Annotated in this window: 13 protein-coding genes; 8 read left to right on the forward strand and 5 right to left on the reverse strand. The window is 67.0% G+C overall.

Translation table 11 applies throughout. The features are described 5' to 3' along the window. Positions 1 to 70: 70 nt before the first annotated feature. From C7453_RS05340 to carA, 4 genes are all read right to left on the reverse strand, one after another. Positions 71 to 1,267, reverse strand: a complete 1,197-nt coding sequence (locus C7453_RS05340; RefSeq protein ID WP_114726479.1) for a threonine ammonia-lyase — start codon at positions 1,265 to 1,267, stop codon at positions 71 to 73. Between the two features lie 11 nt (positions 1,268 to 1,278). Beyond that, positions 1,279 to 1,752 (reverse strand): transcription elongation factor GreA, encoded by a 474-nt coding sequence (greA, locus tag C7453_RS05345; RefSeq protein ID WP_114726480.1) that lies wholly within the window; start codon positions 1,750 to 1,752, stop codon positions 1,279 to 1,281. A gap of 132 nt (positions 1,753 to 1,884) precedes the next feature. Beyond that, positions 1,885 to 5,139, reverse strand: a complete 3,255-nt coding sequence (gene carB / locus C7453_RS05350; RefSeq protein WP_114726481.1) for a carbamoyl-phosphate synthase large subunit — start codon at positions 5,137 to 5,139, stop codon at positions 1,885 to 1,887. 12 nt (positions 5,140 to 5,151) lie between these two features. Beyond that, on the reverse strand, positions 5,152 to 6,576 hold the full coding sequence (gene carA, locus C7453_RS05355) for a glutamine-hydrolyzing carbamoyl-phosphate synthase small subunit (RefSeq protein ID WP_114726482.1): 1,425 nt from the start codon (positions 6,574 to 6,576) through the stop codon (positions 5,152 to 5,154). Between the two features lie 162 nt (positions 6,577 to 6,738). Between carA and C7453_RS05360 the strand changes: the two genes are divergently transcribed. The 8 genes from C7453_RS05360 (at position 6,739) to C7453_RS05395 (ending at position 14,700) form a co-directional block, all read left to right on the forward strand. After that, positions 6,739 to 7,194 carry a GatB/YqeY domain-containing protein gene (locus C7453_RS05360; RefSeq protein WP_114726483.1) on the forward strand — a complete coding sequence of 152 codons (456 nt, stop codon included), beginning with the start codon at positions 6,739 to 6,741 and terminating at the stop codon, positions 7,192 to 7,194. A 4-nt stretch (positions 7,195 to 7,198) separates the two neighbouring features. Next, positions 7,199 to 9,031 carry a DNA primase gene (gene dnaG / locus C7453_RS05365; RefSeq protein WP_114726484.1) on the forward strand — a complete coding sequence of 611 codons (1,833 nt, stop codon included), beginning with the start codon at positions 7,199 to 7,201 and terminating at the stop codon, positions 9,029 to 9,031. A gap of 218 nt (positions 9,032 to 9,249) precedes the next feature. After that, positions 9,250 to 11,187, forward strand: coding sequence for an RNA polymerase sigma factor RpoD (rpoD, locus tag C7453_RS05370; RefSeq protein ID WP_114726485.1), 1,938 nt, complete (start codon positions 9,250 to 9,252; stop codon positions 11,185 to 11,187). A gap of 20 nt (positions 11,188 to 11,207) precedes the next feature. Further along, positions 11,208 to 11,774: a GNAT family N-acetyltransferase gene (locus tag C7453_RS05375; RefSeq protein WP_114726680.1), complete on the forward strand. Its 567-nt coding sequence runs from the start codon at positions 11,208 to 11,210 to the stop codon at positions 11,772 to 11,774. A gap of 153 nt (positions 11,775 to 11,927) precedes the next feature. Beyond that, positions 11,928 to 12,398, forward strand: a complete 471-nt coding sequence (gene rpsF, locus C7453_RS05380; RefSeq protein WP_114726486.1) for a 30S ribosomal protein S6 — start codon at positions 11,928 to 11,930, stop codon at positions 12,396 to 12,398. Between the two features lie 6 nt (positions 12,399 to 12,404). After that, the gene (gene rpsR, locus C7453_RS05385) at positions 12,405 to 12,680 is read left to right on the forward strand and encodes a 30S ribosomal protein S18 (RefSeq protein ID WP_114726487.1); all 276 of its coding nucleotides are present in this window, start codon (positions 12,405 to 12,407) and stop codon (positions 12,678 to 12,680) included. Positions 12,681 to 12,692: 12 nt separating this feature from the next. After that, positions 12,693 to 13,259, forward strand: a complete 567-nt coding sequence (gene rplI, locus C7453_RS05390; protein WP_114726488.1) for a 50S ribosomal protein L9 — start codon at positions 12,693 to 12,695, stop codon at positions 13,257 to 13,259. A 163-nt stretch (positions 13,260 to 13,422) separates the two neighbouring features. Then, positions 13,423 to 14,700 carry an SAM-dependent methyltransferase gene (locus C7453_RS05395; protein WP_114726489.1) on the forward strand — a complete coding sequence of 426 codons (1,278 nt, stop codon included), beginning with the start codon at positions 13,423 to 13,425 and terminating at the stop codon, positions 14,698 to 14,700. A gap of 20 nt (positions 14,701 to 14,720) precedes the next feature. Here the strand turns inward: C7453_RS05395 and rsmA are convergent, their stop codons facing one another. Continuing rightward, complete coding sequence (gene rsmA, locus C7453_RS05400; RefSeq protein WP_114726490.1) at positions 14,721 to 15,557, reverse strand: 16S rRNA (adenine(1518)-N(6)/adenine(1519)-N(6))-dimethyltransferase RsmA; 837 nt, start codon at positions 15,555 to 15,557, stop codon at positions 14,721 to 14,723. Positions 15,558 to 15,571: the final 14 nt, after the last annotated feature.

Genomic DNA, 15,571 nt, shown 5'->3' on the forward strand with positions numbered 1-15,571 from the left:
GCCCCCACGCCCGGTTCGATCGTTTCGGGACGATATCGGTGCGCGGGGGAGATGACAAGGAGGCGGGGCGTCAGACCCGGCGGACGATGTAGGTCTTGGCCAGTTCGTCCATGATCTGCTGGGCGTGCAGCGGGTCGCGCGCCTCGATCATCACTTCCAGTTCGGCGGCCTGGACGCTGGCGGCGGTGAACAGGCGCTGGTGCGAGACCTCGATGATGTTGCCGCCGGCATCGCCGATCTTGCGCGAGATATCGGCCAGCACGCCCGGTCGGTCGGGGATGTCCATCTTGAGGCACAGCAGGCGGCCGTCGCGCAGCAGGGTGCGCAGCAGGGTGTTGGCCAGGATGCGGCTGTCGATATTGCCGCCGGTGACGGGCAGGGCGACGCGCTTGCCACGGAACAGTTCCGGGTAGGTCAGCACCGCCGCCAGAGCTGCGGCGCCCGCGCCTTCGCTGACCTGCTTGGCGCCCTCGGCCATCAGGGTGATGGCATCTTCGACCGCGCGTTCCGGCACCACCAGCACGCGCGAGACGTGATCGCGGATGACCGAAAGCGGCTGGCGGCCGATGCGCAGGACCGCGATGCCCTCGGCGATCGTGGCGCCGCCGGGGGGCATGAGTTCGTCGCCGGGGAAATCGGAGAGGGAGGAATAGGCTTCGACCTGTACGCCGACGATGTCCATCTCCGGCCGCAGGGCGGCGCCGGCCACGGCGCAGCCCGAGAGCAGGCCGCCGCCGCCGATAGGGCCGACGAAGACATCCAGCGGGCCGGCATCTTCGAGCAGTTCGAGCGCGAAGGTGCCCTGGCCGGCCATGACCGCCGGGTCGTCGTACGGGTGGACGAAGACCCGGCCTTCCGCCGCGCACAGCGCGTCGGCATGGGCGGTGGCTTCGGCGAAATTGTCGCCGTGCAGCACCACGCGCGCGCCCCACGCGGCGGTGCGCGTGACCTTGGCGGCGGGGGTGAAGCGCGGCATGACGATGACCGCGTCGATGCCCAGCAGCGCGGCATGGCGGGCGACGCCCTGCGCGTGGTTGCCGGCCGAGACGGTGATGACACCGCGGCTGCGTTCCTCGGGCGTCAGCAGCGCCAGCTTGTTGGCGGCGCCGCGCTCCTTGAACGAGCCCACGGCCTGGAGATTGTCCAGCTTGAGCACGATCTCCGCGCCGGTCGCCTTCGACAGGGCGTGCGAGGGAACCGTGGGGGTGCGCAGCACGCGCCCCTCGATCCGGGCGGCGGCCGCCCGGACGTCATCGAGCGTGATCATGGCCGGCTGCCTCAGCCGTAGGTGACGGCCAGGATTTCGTAGGTCCGGTCGCCGCCGGGGGCGGGGACCGAGACGGTATCGCCGATCTTCTTGCCGATGAGCGACTTGGCCAGCGGCGAGGAAACGGACAGCAGGCCCTGCTTGATGTCGGCCTCGTGCACGCCGACGATCTGGTAGGTGGCTTCCTTGTCGGTCTCTTCGTCCACCAGGCTGACCTGGGCGCCGAATTTCACCTGGTCGCCCGACAGGGTGGACGGGTCGATCACCTCGGCCGAGGAGACGATCTCTTCCAGTTCGATGATCCGGCCTTCGATGAAGGACTGACGGTCCCGGGCCGCATGGTACTCGGCATTTTCCGACAGGTCGCCGTGGCTGCGGGCCTCGGCGATCGCGCGGATCACGGCCGGGCGTTCTTCACTCTTGAGTTTGCGAAGTTCATCTTCCAGCCGTTGCAGGCCCTTGCCTGTCATCGGAAATTTCTGCAAGGCGCGTCCCCAGGGTGAAGGTCGGTCAGATGGCCGACATGGCAGATTGCAACAAGAGCATCCCACAAGACCGACAGCGCCGGAAACGGGGCCGGCGGTGCCTGCCCTGTTCCCGGCGTGTGGGTGGTACGCTCAGAACGATCCGTTAAAGTAGGATTGAAGCGGCGCGACTTCAAGCGGTCCTTCCCGCATCGCCGCGATCGCGTGGGTTGCGGCGCGTGCGCCGGCGATCGTGGTGAAGTGGGGAATGCCCGAGATGAGGGCCGAGCGGCGGATGTCGAAACTGTCCGCGACCGACTGTGCGCCGTGGGCGGTGTTGATGATCATCTGCACCTCGCCCGAGCGGATGGCGTCCACGCAGTTCGGCCGCCCTTCCAGCACCTTGTTCACCACCTGGACGGCGATGCCGGCGTCGCGCAGGTGCTGCGCGGTGCCGCGCGTGGCCAGGATGGTGAAGCCCATGTCGACCAGGCGGCGGGCCAGCGCCGGCACCGCCGGCTTGTCGCTGCCGCGCACCGACAGGAACACCGTGCCCGACAGGGGCAGGCGCACGCCGGCAGCGAGCTGCGACTTGGCGAAGGCGCGCTCGAACGACGCATCCAGGCCCATGACTTCGCCCGTCGAGCGCATTTCCGGGCCCAGGATTGTGTCCACGTTGGGGAAGCGGTTGAACGGGAAGACGGCTTCCTTGACCGCGACATGCGGGGCCACCGCGCGGTCGTCGAGGCGGAATTCCGCCAGTTTCGCGCCGGCCATCACCCGCGCGCCGATCTTGGCCACCGGCACGCCGGTCGCCTTGGCGACGAAGGGCACGGTGCGCGAGGCGCGGGGATTGACCTCCAGGACGAAGATCTCCTGGTCCTTGATCGCGTACTGGACGTTCATCAGCCCGACGATGCCCAGTTCGCGGGCCATGGCCTCGGTCTGCGCCTTCAGTTCGGTGACGATGGCCGGGGACAGCGTGTAGGGCGGCAGGGAGCAGGCGCTGTCGCCGGAATGGATGCCGGCTTCCTCGATATGCTCCATGACGCCGGCGACGTAGACTTCCTGCCCGTCGGCGATGCAGTCGACATCGGCTTCGATCGCGTCGTTCAGATAGCGGTCGATCAGCACCGGGCCGGAGGCGATGTCCTGGCCGGCCAGTTGCAGGGCCACGCGCATGTAACGCTGGAGGCTGGCGCGGTCATGGACGATTTCCATCGCGCGGCCGCCCAGAACGTAGGACGGGCGGATGACCACCGGGTAGCCGATGCGGTCGGCCACGTCCTCGGCCTCGGCCGGGGTGCGGGCGATGCCGTTGGCGGGCTGGCGCAGGCCCAGACGCTGGAGCATGGACTGGAACCGCTCGCGGTCCTCGGCGCGGTCGATCGCGTCGGCGGGCGTGCCCAGCAGGGGGATGCCGGCGGCTTCCAGCGCGTGGGACAGTTTCAGCGGCGTCTGGCCGCCATACTGCACGATGCAGCCCAGCACGGTGCCGCTTTCCTGCTCGCGGCGGATCAGGGCGATCACGTCCTCGGCGGTCAGGGGTTCGAAATACAGCCGGTCCGAGGTGTCGTAGTCGGTCGAGACCGTCTCGGGGTTGCAATTGACCATGATGGTCTCGAACCCGGCCTCGCGCAGCGCATAGGCGGCGTGGACGCAGCAATAATCGAATTCGATACCCTGGCCGATGCGGTTGGGGCCGCCGCCGAGGATGACCACCTTCTGCCGGTCGGTGGGGCGGCTTTCGCATTCCGGCGTGCCGAACCCGCCCTCGTAGGTCGAATACATATAGGGCGTGTCGGAGGCGAATTCGCCGGCGCAGGTGTCGATGCGCTTGTAGACCGGCGTGACCGCCAGGCGGGTGCGCAGGGTGGCGATTTCGGCCGCCGAGGTGCCCGAGAGGCGGGCGAGTTGGACGTCGGAGAAGCCCATGGCCTTGAGGCGGCGCATGTCCTGGGCGTCGCGCGGCAGGCCGTCGCGGATGACCGTGTGCTCGGCCGCTACGATCTTGGCCAGTTCGCGCAGGAACCAGGGCTCGAACTTGCAGGCGGCGTGGATGTCTTCGATGCTCAGGCCGGCGCGCAGGGCCTGGGCGGCCATGAGAATCCGTTCCGGCCTGGGCTGGGAGAGAGCGGCGCGGAAGGCGTCGGTGCCGCCGTCGCCGGGGGCCTCCACCGGGTCCAGCCCGGCGAGGCCGGTTTCCATCGAGCGCAGGCCCTTTTGCAACGCCTCGGGGAAGGAGCGGCCGATGGCCATCGCCTCGCCCACCGACTTCATGCTCGTGGAGAGCAGGGCCGGGGTGCCGGGGAATTTCTCGAAGGTGAAGCGCGGGATCTTGACCACGACATAGTCGATGGTCGGCTCGAACGACGCCGGGGTGGAGCCGGTGATGTCGTTGGCCAGCTCGTCCAGCGTGTAGCCGACCGCCAGCTTGGCCGCGATCTTGGCGATGGGGAAGCCGGTGGCCTTGGAGGCCAGCGCGGACGAGCGCGAGACGCGGGGGTTCATCTCGATGACGACCATGCGGCCGTCAGCCGGGTTGATGCCGAACTGGACGTTGGAGCCGCCGGTTTCCACGCCGATGGCGCGCAGGCAGGCCAGCGATGCGTCGCGCATGCGCTGATATTCTTTGTCCGTCAGGGTCAGCGCCGGGGCGACGGTGATGGAGTCGCCGGTATGCACGCCCATCGGATCGATATTCTCGATCGAGCAGACGATGATGCAATTGTCCGCGCGGTCGCGGACCACCTCCATCTCGAACTCCTTCCAGCCCAGCACCGATTCCTCGATCAGGACTTCGGTGGTGGGGGAGGCGTCGAGGCCCGAGGCGACGATCTGGTCGAATTCCTCGCGGTTATAGGCGATGCCGCCGCCCGAGCCGCCCATGGTGAAGGAGGGGCGGATGACCGCCGGCAGGCCGACATCTTCCAGCGCCGCGCGGGCCTCGTCCAGCGTATGGGCGATGGTGCTGCGGGGGCTTTCGATGCCGATCGCATCCATCGCCTCGCGGAATTTCTGCCGGTCTTCGGCGCGGTCGATCACCTCGGCGTCGGCGCCGATCAGTTCCACGCCGTGCTTCTTGAGGAAGCCCGACTTGTCGAGCGCCATTGCGGTGTTCAGCGCCGTCTGGCCGCCCATGGTGGGCAGCACAGCATCCGGCTTCTCGCGCAGGATGATGCGTTCGACGAATTCCGGGGTGATGGGCTCGATATAGGTGGCGTCCGCCAGGCCGGGATCGGTCATGATCGTGGCCGGGTTGGAGTTGACCAGGATGACCCGATAGCCTTCCTCGCGCAGGGCCTTGCAGGCCTGGGCGCCGGAATAGTCGAATTCACAGGCCTGGCCGATGACGATGGGGCCGGCGCCGATGATCAGGATCGAGCGGATGTCTGTCCGTTTGGGCATGGGGCGCGACTTTCAGGCGGGCTGATTGGTGCGGTCGATCAGGGCGACGAAACGGTCGAACAGGTAGTGGCTGTCCGACGGGCCGGGGCTGGCCTCGGGGTGGTATTGGACCGAGAAGGCCGCGTAGCGCGTGGAGGCGATGCCTTCGTTCGAACCGTCGAACAGGCTGCTATGCGTGATGCGGACATCGTCGGGCAGGCTGGATTCGTCCACCGCGAAACCGTGATTCTGGCTGGTGATCTCGACCTTGCCGGTGCCCAGGTCCTTGACGGGCTGGTTGGCGCCGCGATGGCCGCGCGCCAGCTTGTAGGTGCGGGCACCCAGGGCCTGGGCCAGAAGCTGGTGGCCGAGGCAGATGCCGAAGATCGGCTTGCCGGCCGCCAGCACGCCCTGGATGGCCGGCACCGCGTATGCGGCGGTCGCGGCCGGGTCGCCGGGGCCGTTGGAGAGGAAGACGCCGGCGGGATCGAGGGCCAGGATTTCTTCCGCCGTGGCGGTGGCAGGGACGACCGTGACGTCGCAGCCCGCGTTGGCCAGGCAGCGCAGGATGTTGCGCTTGGCGCCGTAATCGACGGCGACGACGCGGCGACGTTTTTCGGGCAGGGGCAGGGTGCCGCCGGGCCAGGTCCACACGCCGTCGGCCCATGGATAGGCTTGGGCGCAGGTGACGTCGCGGGCCAGGTCCATGCCTTCGAGGCCGGGCCAGGCGGCGGCCTGCGCGCGCAGGGCGTCGAGATCGAACGCGCCGTCGGCGGGGTAGGCGATGATGGCGGTCTGCGCGCCGCCATCGCGGACGCGCAGGGTGATCGCGCGGGTATCGACGCCGCAGATGCCGGGCACGTCGCGGGCTTTCAGCCAGCCGTCGAGGCCCTGGGTGGCGCGCCAGTTGGCGGGTTCGGTCAGGTCCTGCTTCACGACCAGGCCGCGTGCCGCGACGCGCGCGGCTTCATCATCGGCTTCGTTGGTGCCGACATTGCCGATATGTGGAAAGGTAAAGGTGATGATCTGGCCGGCGAAGGACGGGTCGGTCAGGGTTTCCTGATAACCGGTCATGCTGGTGGAGAAGCAGAGTTCGCCGATGGCGGCGCCGGTGGCCGGCGTGTGCGCGCCGAAGCCGCGCCCCCACAGGATGGTGCCGTCGGCCAGCACCAGGGCGGCGGTGGCGCCCGTGGGAATGGCGGCTTGGGGCGAGGCGGGAACCTGGCGCTCGGTCATCTGGGTCTCCGGTCCGTCGGACGCTTGGTCGGGGGGCACGCTATCGGGTTGCAGGTCGGACAGGCTGAGGCCGGTATGGCGCAGGATGACCGTCCAGTGCTTGGGTGGAATCGCGCCGGCCTGACGCCATTTGCGGATGGCCTCGGTCCCGACGCCGGTCAGGCGGGCGGCGTTGTCGGCCCCGCCCAGACGGTCGATGATGTGGTCGATCGATGACGGCATGGAGAATTCTTCCTTCCGGGGGTATCTCCTACCAGCCTCTCGTGGGGCTGGGAAGAAAATTCCCACTTTGATTGTTTCCTATCCGGTGGGAAAAATCTTCCGGCTGTTTACCCGAAGGCACCCCTGTCCGGTTGGTGCCTCTCAATTCAGGAGTTACGGATCATGAGCCTTCGCGCACGTTTCATGGAAGACCTCAAGGCTGCGATGAAGGCCGGGCAGAGCGCGCAGGTCGCGACCCTGCGCATGGTCAATGCGAAGCTGAAGGATGTGGACATCGCCGCCCGTGCGCGGAGCGCCGAGGTGTCGGAGGACGAGATCGTGTCGATGCTGCGCGGCATGATCAAGTCGCGCACCGAGTCGGCCACGATGTATCATCAGGGGGGGCGGCCCGAACTGGCCGAGAAGGAGGAGGCCGAGATCGCGACCATTCGCGCCTATCTGCCCGCCGAACTGGACGCGGCGACGCTGGAGGCGGCGGCGCGCGAGGCGATCGCCGAATTGGGGGCGAGTTCGATGAAGGATATGGGGAAGGTGATGGCGGCGCTGAAGGCGCGCTTTGGCGCGGCGCTGGACGCGGGACAGGCCAGCGGGCTGGTCAAGTCGCTGCTGTCCGCCTGACGCGGTGGCACTCGACCCCGCCTTTCTGGAGGAGCTTCGGGCCCGCACGCCGATCGCGGCCGTGATCGGGCGACGGACCCGGCTGGTCCGTTCGGGGCGGAACTGGAAGGCGTGCTGCCCTTTCCATGGCGAGAAGACGCCTTCCTTCTACGTCTATGACGACCACTACCATTGCTTCGGGTGTGGGGCGCATGGCGATGTGATCACGTTCGTGATGCAGAGCGAGGGGCGGGGGTTTCCCGAGGCGGTTGCCGAACTGGCGGCCGCGGCGGGCATGGAGGTACCGCGCGCCAGCCCCCAGCAGCGTGAGAACGAGCAGCGCGCCCGCGACCTGGCCGAGGTGCTGAACCTGGTGCAGGCCGCCTGGGTGCGGCGGCTGCATGCGCCGGAAGGGCGGAGCGGACTGGCCTATCTGCGCGGGCGCGGCCTGTCCGACGAGACGATTGCCGGATTCGGGCTGGGCTGGTCGGGCGATGGCCGGGGCGCGTTGCTGGAGGAACTGCGTCCGAAAGGCGTGACGTCCGACCTGCTGGTGCGGGCAGGGCTGATGCGTGTGGACGAGGACGGGCGGCCGAAGGGGGAATTGTTCTTCAACCGCGTCACGTTTCCGATCCTGGACCGGAGGGGGGCGCTGGTGTCGTTCGGGGGGCGTATCCTGGGCGACGGGCAGCCGAAATACCTGAACGGGCCGGAAACCGAACTGTTTTCCAAGCGGCGGGTGCTGTTCGGCATGGATCGGGCCCGTAGTGCGCTGCGGATGGCGCGCCCGCGTGGGGCGCCGCCGGTCGAGTTGCTGGTCGTCGAAGGCTATATGGACGTTATCGCCCTGCATCAGGCGGGTTTTCCGGGTGCGGTGGCGCCTCTGGGCACGGCCCTGACCGCCGAGCAGATGGAGGGGCTGTGGCGCCTGGCACCGGCGCCGATCCTGTGTTTCGACGGAGATGCCGCAGGGCAGCGTGCGGCGGTGAAGGCGGCCGAGACCGCGTTGCCGCTGCTGTCGATGGAGCGGACGGTTCGTTTCTGCACCCTGCCCGAGGGTGAGGATCCCGACAGTCTGCTGCGGACGCGCGGCGCGGGAGCCGTTGCCTCTCTGGTGGAGGGCGCGCGGCCGTTGAGTGCGGTGTTGTTCGAGTTGCTGACCCAGGGGGTGCGCGATCCGGGGCCGGAGCAGCGGGCGGCGTTGCGTCGGCGGCTGACCGATGCGGCGGCGATGATCGCCGACAAGAGCCTTGCCTCCGAATACCGCTCGACATTGGTGGACCGGTTCTTCGAGACCTATCGGCGTCGGCCGGGTGGGGGGGCGCGTCGTGACGGCGCGGCCCGGCCGTCTGTCGTCTCGGTGGTGTCGGCGCCGTTCGATGCCCTGGCGGCGACGGAGGAGCGCATGCGAATCCTGACGGCGATCCTGCTGCGTCATCCTGGGCTGTTGTCCGAGGTTGAAGATGCCTACTGCCGGCTGGATCTGCCGCCGGTGCTGGGCCGGGTCCGGGCGGGGCTGATGGATGCGGCGTCGGAAGGTGTCCCGATGGACGCCGATGCGCTGGCGGCCTGGATGGACGAGGCCGGGCTGGCGGACGAGCGCGCCGCCGTGCTGTCGGCCCGGCCGCTGCCGATGGCGCTCACCGCGCCTGATGATCTGATGGCGGTCGATGTCGCGCAGGAATGGTGGCATTTCTATGCGCTGATGAATGTGCGCCAGTTCGGCGAGGACCTGCGGGTGGATACCGAACGGATGTGTGCCGGCACGCTGGATGAGCGCGCGTGGGGCAGTCTGCGCCCCCGGCTGCTGGCCTGGGAAGCCCTGCGGCGGGGGGAATTATCCGCCGACGACGGATGATGTTGCAGGGCCTGAAACATGCCGGGCCTTGACTTTGGCGGGTGAATCGACCACCTGCACACCACTTGTAATTTGTCAGATGCGATAAAATGGCCGCTTCGTATCCGGAGGTTTATATCCCACGCCCTTGAGGTGGGACCGGATGTGAGGCAGGGCCGGCGATGCCGTGGCGCGGGGAAAGCGTGGCGGCGGGTTAGCGCTTAGGGATAGGGCAGGCGATGGCTACAAAGACAGCCGCGGGTTCGGAAGCGACTGCTGGCGACCAGGATAACGACACCACTCTGCTGGATACGCAATCCGGAGCTGTCAAGAGGCTGATCGCCCGCGGGAAGGAGCGGGGGTATATCACCTTCGACGAACTGAACGCCGTCCTGCCGCAGGACCAGATGTCCTCGGAACAGATCGAGGACGTGATGGCGGTGCTGTCGGAGATGGGCATCCAGGTCGTCGAGAACGAGGATAACGACGACACCGAGGCCAACCGCGAGGAAAAGACCGAGGAAGCCGAGGCCGAGGAAGAATCGGCCAGTGGTAACGTCGATACCGAGAGTCTGGGCCGTACCGACGACCCGGTGCGGATGTATCTGCGCGAGATGGGGTCGGTCGAACTGCTGTCGCGCGAAGGCGAGATCGCCATCGCTAAGCGGATCGAGGCCGGCCGCGACGAGATGATCGGCGGGCTGTGCGAAAGCCCGCTGACCTTCAGCGCCATCATCTCCTGGCATGAGCGGCTGAAGGCCGGCGAAATGCTGCTGCGCGACATCGTGGACCTGGAGGCCATGCAGTCGGGCGGCGCCGAGGAAGAAGGCGTCGAGCCGCCGCAGGAAGACGGTGGCTTCGAGGCCCCGGCCGAGAATGAGGAAGGCGAGGAAGGCGACAGTGCCGGCCTGTCGCTTTCGGCGCTGGAAGAGAAGCTGAAGCCGGAGATCCTGGCGCAGTTCGAGGAGATCGAGGAGCTTTATTCGCGGCTGCAGAAATTGCAGTCCAAGCGACTGGAGACTCTGACCTCGGGCGCCGAGATGTCGGACAAGTCCGAGAAATCGTACGAGAAGCTGCGCGAGGAACTGGTTGGCAAGGTGCAGCAGGTGCATCTGCACAACACCCGGATCGAGTATCTGGTGCAGCACATGAAGGAAATCTTCCAGCGGCTGAACGGGCTGGAAGGGCGGATGCTGCGTCTGGCCGAGAGCACCAAGGTCTCGCGCGAGGACTTCCTGATCAAATATCGCGGCAGCGAGCTGGATCCGGGCTGGATGGACATGGTGTCCGCCCTGCCGGCCAAGAGCTGGAAGAACTTCGTCGCCAAACATACGCTGACCGTGCTGGAACTGCGCGGCCAGGTGGCGAGCCTGTCGCAGGAAACCGGTCTGCCGGTGGGCGAGTTCCGTCGCGTCTATGCCACCATCTCGCGCGGGGAGCGGGATTCGGCCCGCGCGAAGAAGGAGATGATCGAGGCGAACCTGCGCCTGGTGATCTCGATCGCGAAGAAATACACCAATCGCGGCTTGCAGTTCCTGGACCTGATCCAGGAAGGCAATATCGGCCTGATGAAGGCCGTGGATAAGTTCGAGTACCGTCGCGGCTACAAATTCTCGACCTATGCCACCTGGTGGATCCGGCAGGCGATCACGCGCTCGATCGCCGACCAAGCGCGGACCATTCGTATCCCGGTGCATATGATCGAGACGATCAACAAGCTGGTCCGGACGTCGCGCCAGATGCTACATGAGATCGGGCGCGAGCCGGCGCCCGAGGAACTGGCCGAGAAGCTGGGCATGCCGCTGGAGAAGGTGCGCAAGGTCCTGAAGATCGCCAAGGAGCCGATCTCGCTGGAAACGCCGATCGGCGACGAGGAAGACAGCCATCTGGGCGACTTCATCGAGGACAAGACGGCGGTGATTCCGCTGGATGCCGCGATCCAGACCAATTTGCGCGAAGCCACGACGCGGGTGCTGTCCTCGCTGACGCCGCGCGAGGAGCGCGTGCTGCGCATGCGCTTCGGTATCGGGATGAACACCGACCACACGCTGGAAGAGGTCGGCCAGCAGTTCAACGTGACGCGCGAGCGTATCCGCCAGATCGAGGCCAAGGCGCTGCGCAAGCTCAAGCACCCCAGCCGCAGCCGCAAGCTGCGCTCGTTCCTCGACGATAACTGAGGCCGGGTGCCGTGAATGCGATGATCGGGTCCGGGCCGACGACCCGGATCGTCGTCGACGTGACGTTCCTGTGCATGGACGCGCCGCCGACGGGTATCGCGCCCGTGCTGCCGGATGCGTACCGGATCGTGCGTCAGCCGGCACCGGAGGCCGCCTTCTATCGGCGTCTCTATGACGGTGTGGGGCAGGATTATTGCTGGTGGATGCGCCGGGTTATGCCCGAGGGGGAACTGGTTGCCCTGCTGCGCGATCCGCGCGTCGAGGTGCATGTCCTGTGGCATGGTGACGAGATCTGCGGTTTCTTCGAACTGGATCGGCAGGTGCCCGACGAGGTCAATCTGGCCTATTTCGGGCTGATGCCGGGGCAGATCGGGCAGGGAATCGGGCGGACTTTTCTGCGGGCCGCGCTTGACGCGGCCTGGGCGTCGCGGCCCCAGAGCGTGCGGGTGAATACCTGCACGGCCGACCATCCCAGGGCGATGGAAACGTATCTGCAGGCCGGATTCCGCAAGGTGCGCATGGTGCGCGAGGTGTGGGACATTCCCGACCGGTTGGGGATGAGCGTGCCGGCCTGGCTGCGCGATTAGTTTTTTCTTGTTATCGGGCGGGGTTTGTGCTTCACACCCCTCCTTCCCTGCTCGGGCGCGGCATCGCCCCGGCTATACCCATGCCCCCCGGGAGGGGCGCCGTGCGGACCGTGTCCGAGGCGGCCGGGTTGACCTTATCCGAAGGGAGTTCCCATGCCGTTATATGAGACCGTGTTCATTGCACGGAATGACGTGTCGCAGCAGCAGGTCGAAGCCGTCGCCGACGGAATCGCGACCCTGCTGGAGACTGACGGCGGTGCCGTCAAGAAGCGCGAATACTGGGGCCTGCGCAGCCTGGCCTATCGCATGAAGAAGAACCGCAAGGGGCACTACATGCTCCTGGGCCTGGATGCGAAGCCGGAGACGATCAAGGAGATCGAGCGCCAGCTGAGCCTGAACGAGGACGTGATGCGCGTCCTGACCCTGCGCGTCGAAGAGATCGACGAGGCGCCGTCCGTGATCCTGTCCCGCAAGGGCGACGAGCGCGAGCGCGGTTTCCGTGGTCCGAAGCCGGCCGGCCGGTTCGAGAGCGGCCGTGGCGGTCCCCGTCGCAGCTATGACGACCGCGAGGAATTCCGCGCCCGCAATGACGAGCCGCGCGACACCGACGGCGAAGCGGAGTAAGAATCCATGTCCGACACCACCGAAATCAATCCCGCCGCCCGTCGCACGGCCGTGGGCGCCCGTCGGCCGTTCTATCGCCGTCGCAAGTCCTGCCCGTTCTCCGGCCCCAACGCGCCGAAGATCGACTATAAGGACGTGCGTCTGCTCAGCCGCTTCCTGTCCGAGCGCGGCAAGATCGTGCCGAGCCGCATCACCGCCGTTTCGGCGAAGAAGCAGCGCGAGCTGGCCCAGGCGATCAAGCGGGCCCGCTTCCTGGCCCTGCTGCCTTACATCGTCGGTTGAGGGAGGCAGATCATGTCCGCAGTAGAACTGATCCTGCTCCAGCGCGTCGAAAACCTGGGGCAGATGGGCGACATCGTGAAGGTGAAGCCGGGTTATGCCCGTAACTTCCTTCTGCCCCAGGGCAAGGCGATCCGTGCCAACGGCATGAACCGTGAGCGCTTCGAGCGCGAGCGCGTGCAGCTTGAGGCGCTGAACCTGAAGCGTCGTGAAGAGGCCGAGCGCCTGTCCGAGCGCATGCATGGCCTGTCCGTCATCCTGATCCGTCAGGCCGGCGACAGCGGCAGCCTGTATGGTTCGGTGACGACCCGTGATGTGGCCGAGGCCACCACGGCTGCCGGTCTGACGGTCTCGCGCACCCAGGTGGTGCTGGAGCACCCGATCAAGCAGCTGGGCCTGTACACCGTGCGTGTCGCTCTGCACCCGGAAGTTTCGATCCCGGTCACGGTCAACGTGGCGCGTTCGGAAGAAGAAGCCGAGCGTCAGGCACGCGGCGAGGCCATCGGCGTGGAAGAGGAGCCTGCCGGCTTCGTCGAGGAAGCGCTGATTGAGGAAACGGAAGAGGCTCCGGCCGAAGCCTGATCCGACTCGTGCGGCGTAGACGCGCCGAAGCTGCGAAAGGCCCGGAGGAGCTTGCTCCTCCGGGCCTTTTGTCGTTGAAAAACCATCGAAAGCACCGCTGCCCGTTCTTTACGGATGGCGCCGCAGACTTCATGCTGCCCTCAAAATAGGAGGGAGCTGAACGATGACGCCGGTGATCGACAGGATCTTTCGCAGCTTCATCACCGAGGGGCGGCTGGATGTCGTCTTTTCGGACGGGTCGCGACGCACCTATGTCGGTACGCCGGGGCCGGTGGCGGCGATGCGCGTGCTTGCGCCGTCGGTAGAGCGGCGACTGATCGCCAATCCGGGCCTGGCTTTTGGTGAAGCCTATATGGACGGGCTGGTCGAGCCGGTGGGCTGCACGCTGTACGACCTGCTGGACCTGCTGATGACCAACAGCATGCGGGCCGGCCATATCGGCGAAGCCGTGGCGGCGGTGATCCGTTATGGCAAGCGGACGTGGACCCAGTTCAATCCGGCGTCGCGGTCGCGGCGGAACGTCGCCCATCATTACGATCTGAATGGGGCGTTGTACGACCTGTTCCTGGACAGCGACCGGCAATATTCCTGTGCCTATTTTCCGCGTGGGGACGAGACGCTGGAAGAGGCCCAGGTCGCCAAGAAGCGGCATATCGCGGCCAAGCTGCGCCTGGACCGTCCGGATTTGGAGGTGCTGGATATCGGCAGCGGCTGGGGCGGCATGGCGCTGACACTGGCACGGGACTATGGCGCGCGGGTTACGGGCATTACCCTGTCGGAAGAGCAACTGGCCGTTTCCCGTCGTCGGGCGGTGGAGGAAGGGCTGGCGGACCGGGTGCGGTTCGAACTTGTGGATTATCGGGATGTGACGCGACGCTTTGACCGGATCGTGTCGGTCGGCATGTTCGAGCATGTGGGGGTTGGCCATTATCGGCAGTTCTTCGAGAAGGTGCGCGCGATCCTGGCGCCCGACGGGGTGATGCTGCTGCATTCCATCGGGCGGAATGACGGGCCGGGTTCGACCAACCCATGGATCGACCGCTACATTTTCCCCGGTGGCTATTCGCCGGCCCTGAGCGAGACGTTCGCCGCGATCGAGAAGGCGGGCCTGTGGGTGACGGACTGCGAAATCCTGCGTCTGCATTACGCACAGACCATCGCCCATTGGCGACAGCGCTTCGCTGCCAACCGGGACCGGGTGGCGGCCCTGTATGACGAGCGGTTCTGCCGGATGTTCGAATTCTATCTGGCGGGGGCGGAACTGTCGTTCCGCGTTCAGGGCCATCTGAATTTCCAGTTGCAGATCACCCGTTCGATCGATGCGGTGCCGCTGACGCGGGACTATATGGTCGAGGCCGAGCGGGCGGGGGGCCCTGCGGCTGAACCCGCCGCCGCGCCGCGTCGTCGGGTTCGTGGCCGCAAGGACAGGACGGCGGAGTAGGGCGGCGCCGTCCCTGCCCGTCAGGTGGTCCGGGCGGCGTGGCAGCGTGCCAGGCGGTCGAATTCGGCGATCGATAATGTTTCCGCCCGGCGTTCGCCGGCGATCCCGGCTTCGCCCAGCAAAGCTTCGCCGCCGATGGCGCGCAGCGATCCGCGCAGCATCTTGCGCCGCTGGCCGAAGGCGGCTGCCGTGACCTGCTCCATGGCCCGGAACAGGGCGGGTTCGGGTTGGGTCGCGTGGGGGATCAGGCTGACGACGGCGGAATAGACTTTGGGAGGGGGAGAGAAGGCGCCGGGCGGGATCCGCATGACCAGGCTGGCCTGACAGGTCCATTGGGCCAGCACCGCGAGGCGCCCGTAATGGTCGGTATCGGGAGCGGCGCAGATCCGCTCGCCGACTTCCATCTGGAACATCAGGGTCAGCCGTTCCCACGACGCTGCCTGGCGCAGCCAGCCGACCAGCAGCGGGGTGCCGACATTATAGGGCAGGTTGGCGACGATCTGGCGCGGTGCGGGGCAGAGTTCCGTCAGGTCGCGCCGCGTCGCGTCTGCTTCCACCAGCCGCAATCTGTCGGGGAAATGGGCGACCAGTTCCTCGATGACCGCGACCGCCCGGCGGTCGATTTCCACCGCCGTGACGCTTGTGGCCGGGGTGGCCAGCAGGGACCGGGTCAGGCCGCCGGGGCCGGGGCCGACTTCGACCACATGCCGCCCGGTCAGGTCGCCTGCCAAGGCGGCGATCCGCGCCGTAATGCCGGGATCGAGCAGGAAATGCTGGCCCAGCGCCTTGCGGGCGTCCAGCCCGTGACGGGCGATGACGTCGCGCAGCGGTTCCTGGACCGGATCGGGCATGGCCATGGTCGGTTGGCTCG

Origin of the sequence: Gluconacetobacter liquefaciens (genome assembly GCF_003350405.1) — a bacterium.
Taxonomy (GTDB): Bacteria; Pseudomonadota; Alphaproteobacteria; order Acetobacterales; family Acetobacteraceae; genus Gluconacetobacter; species Gluconacetobacter liquefaciens.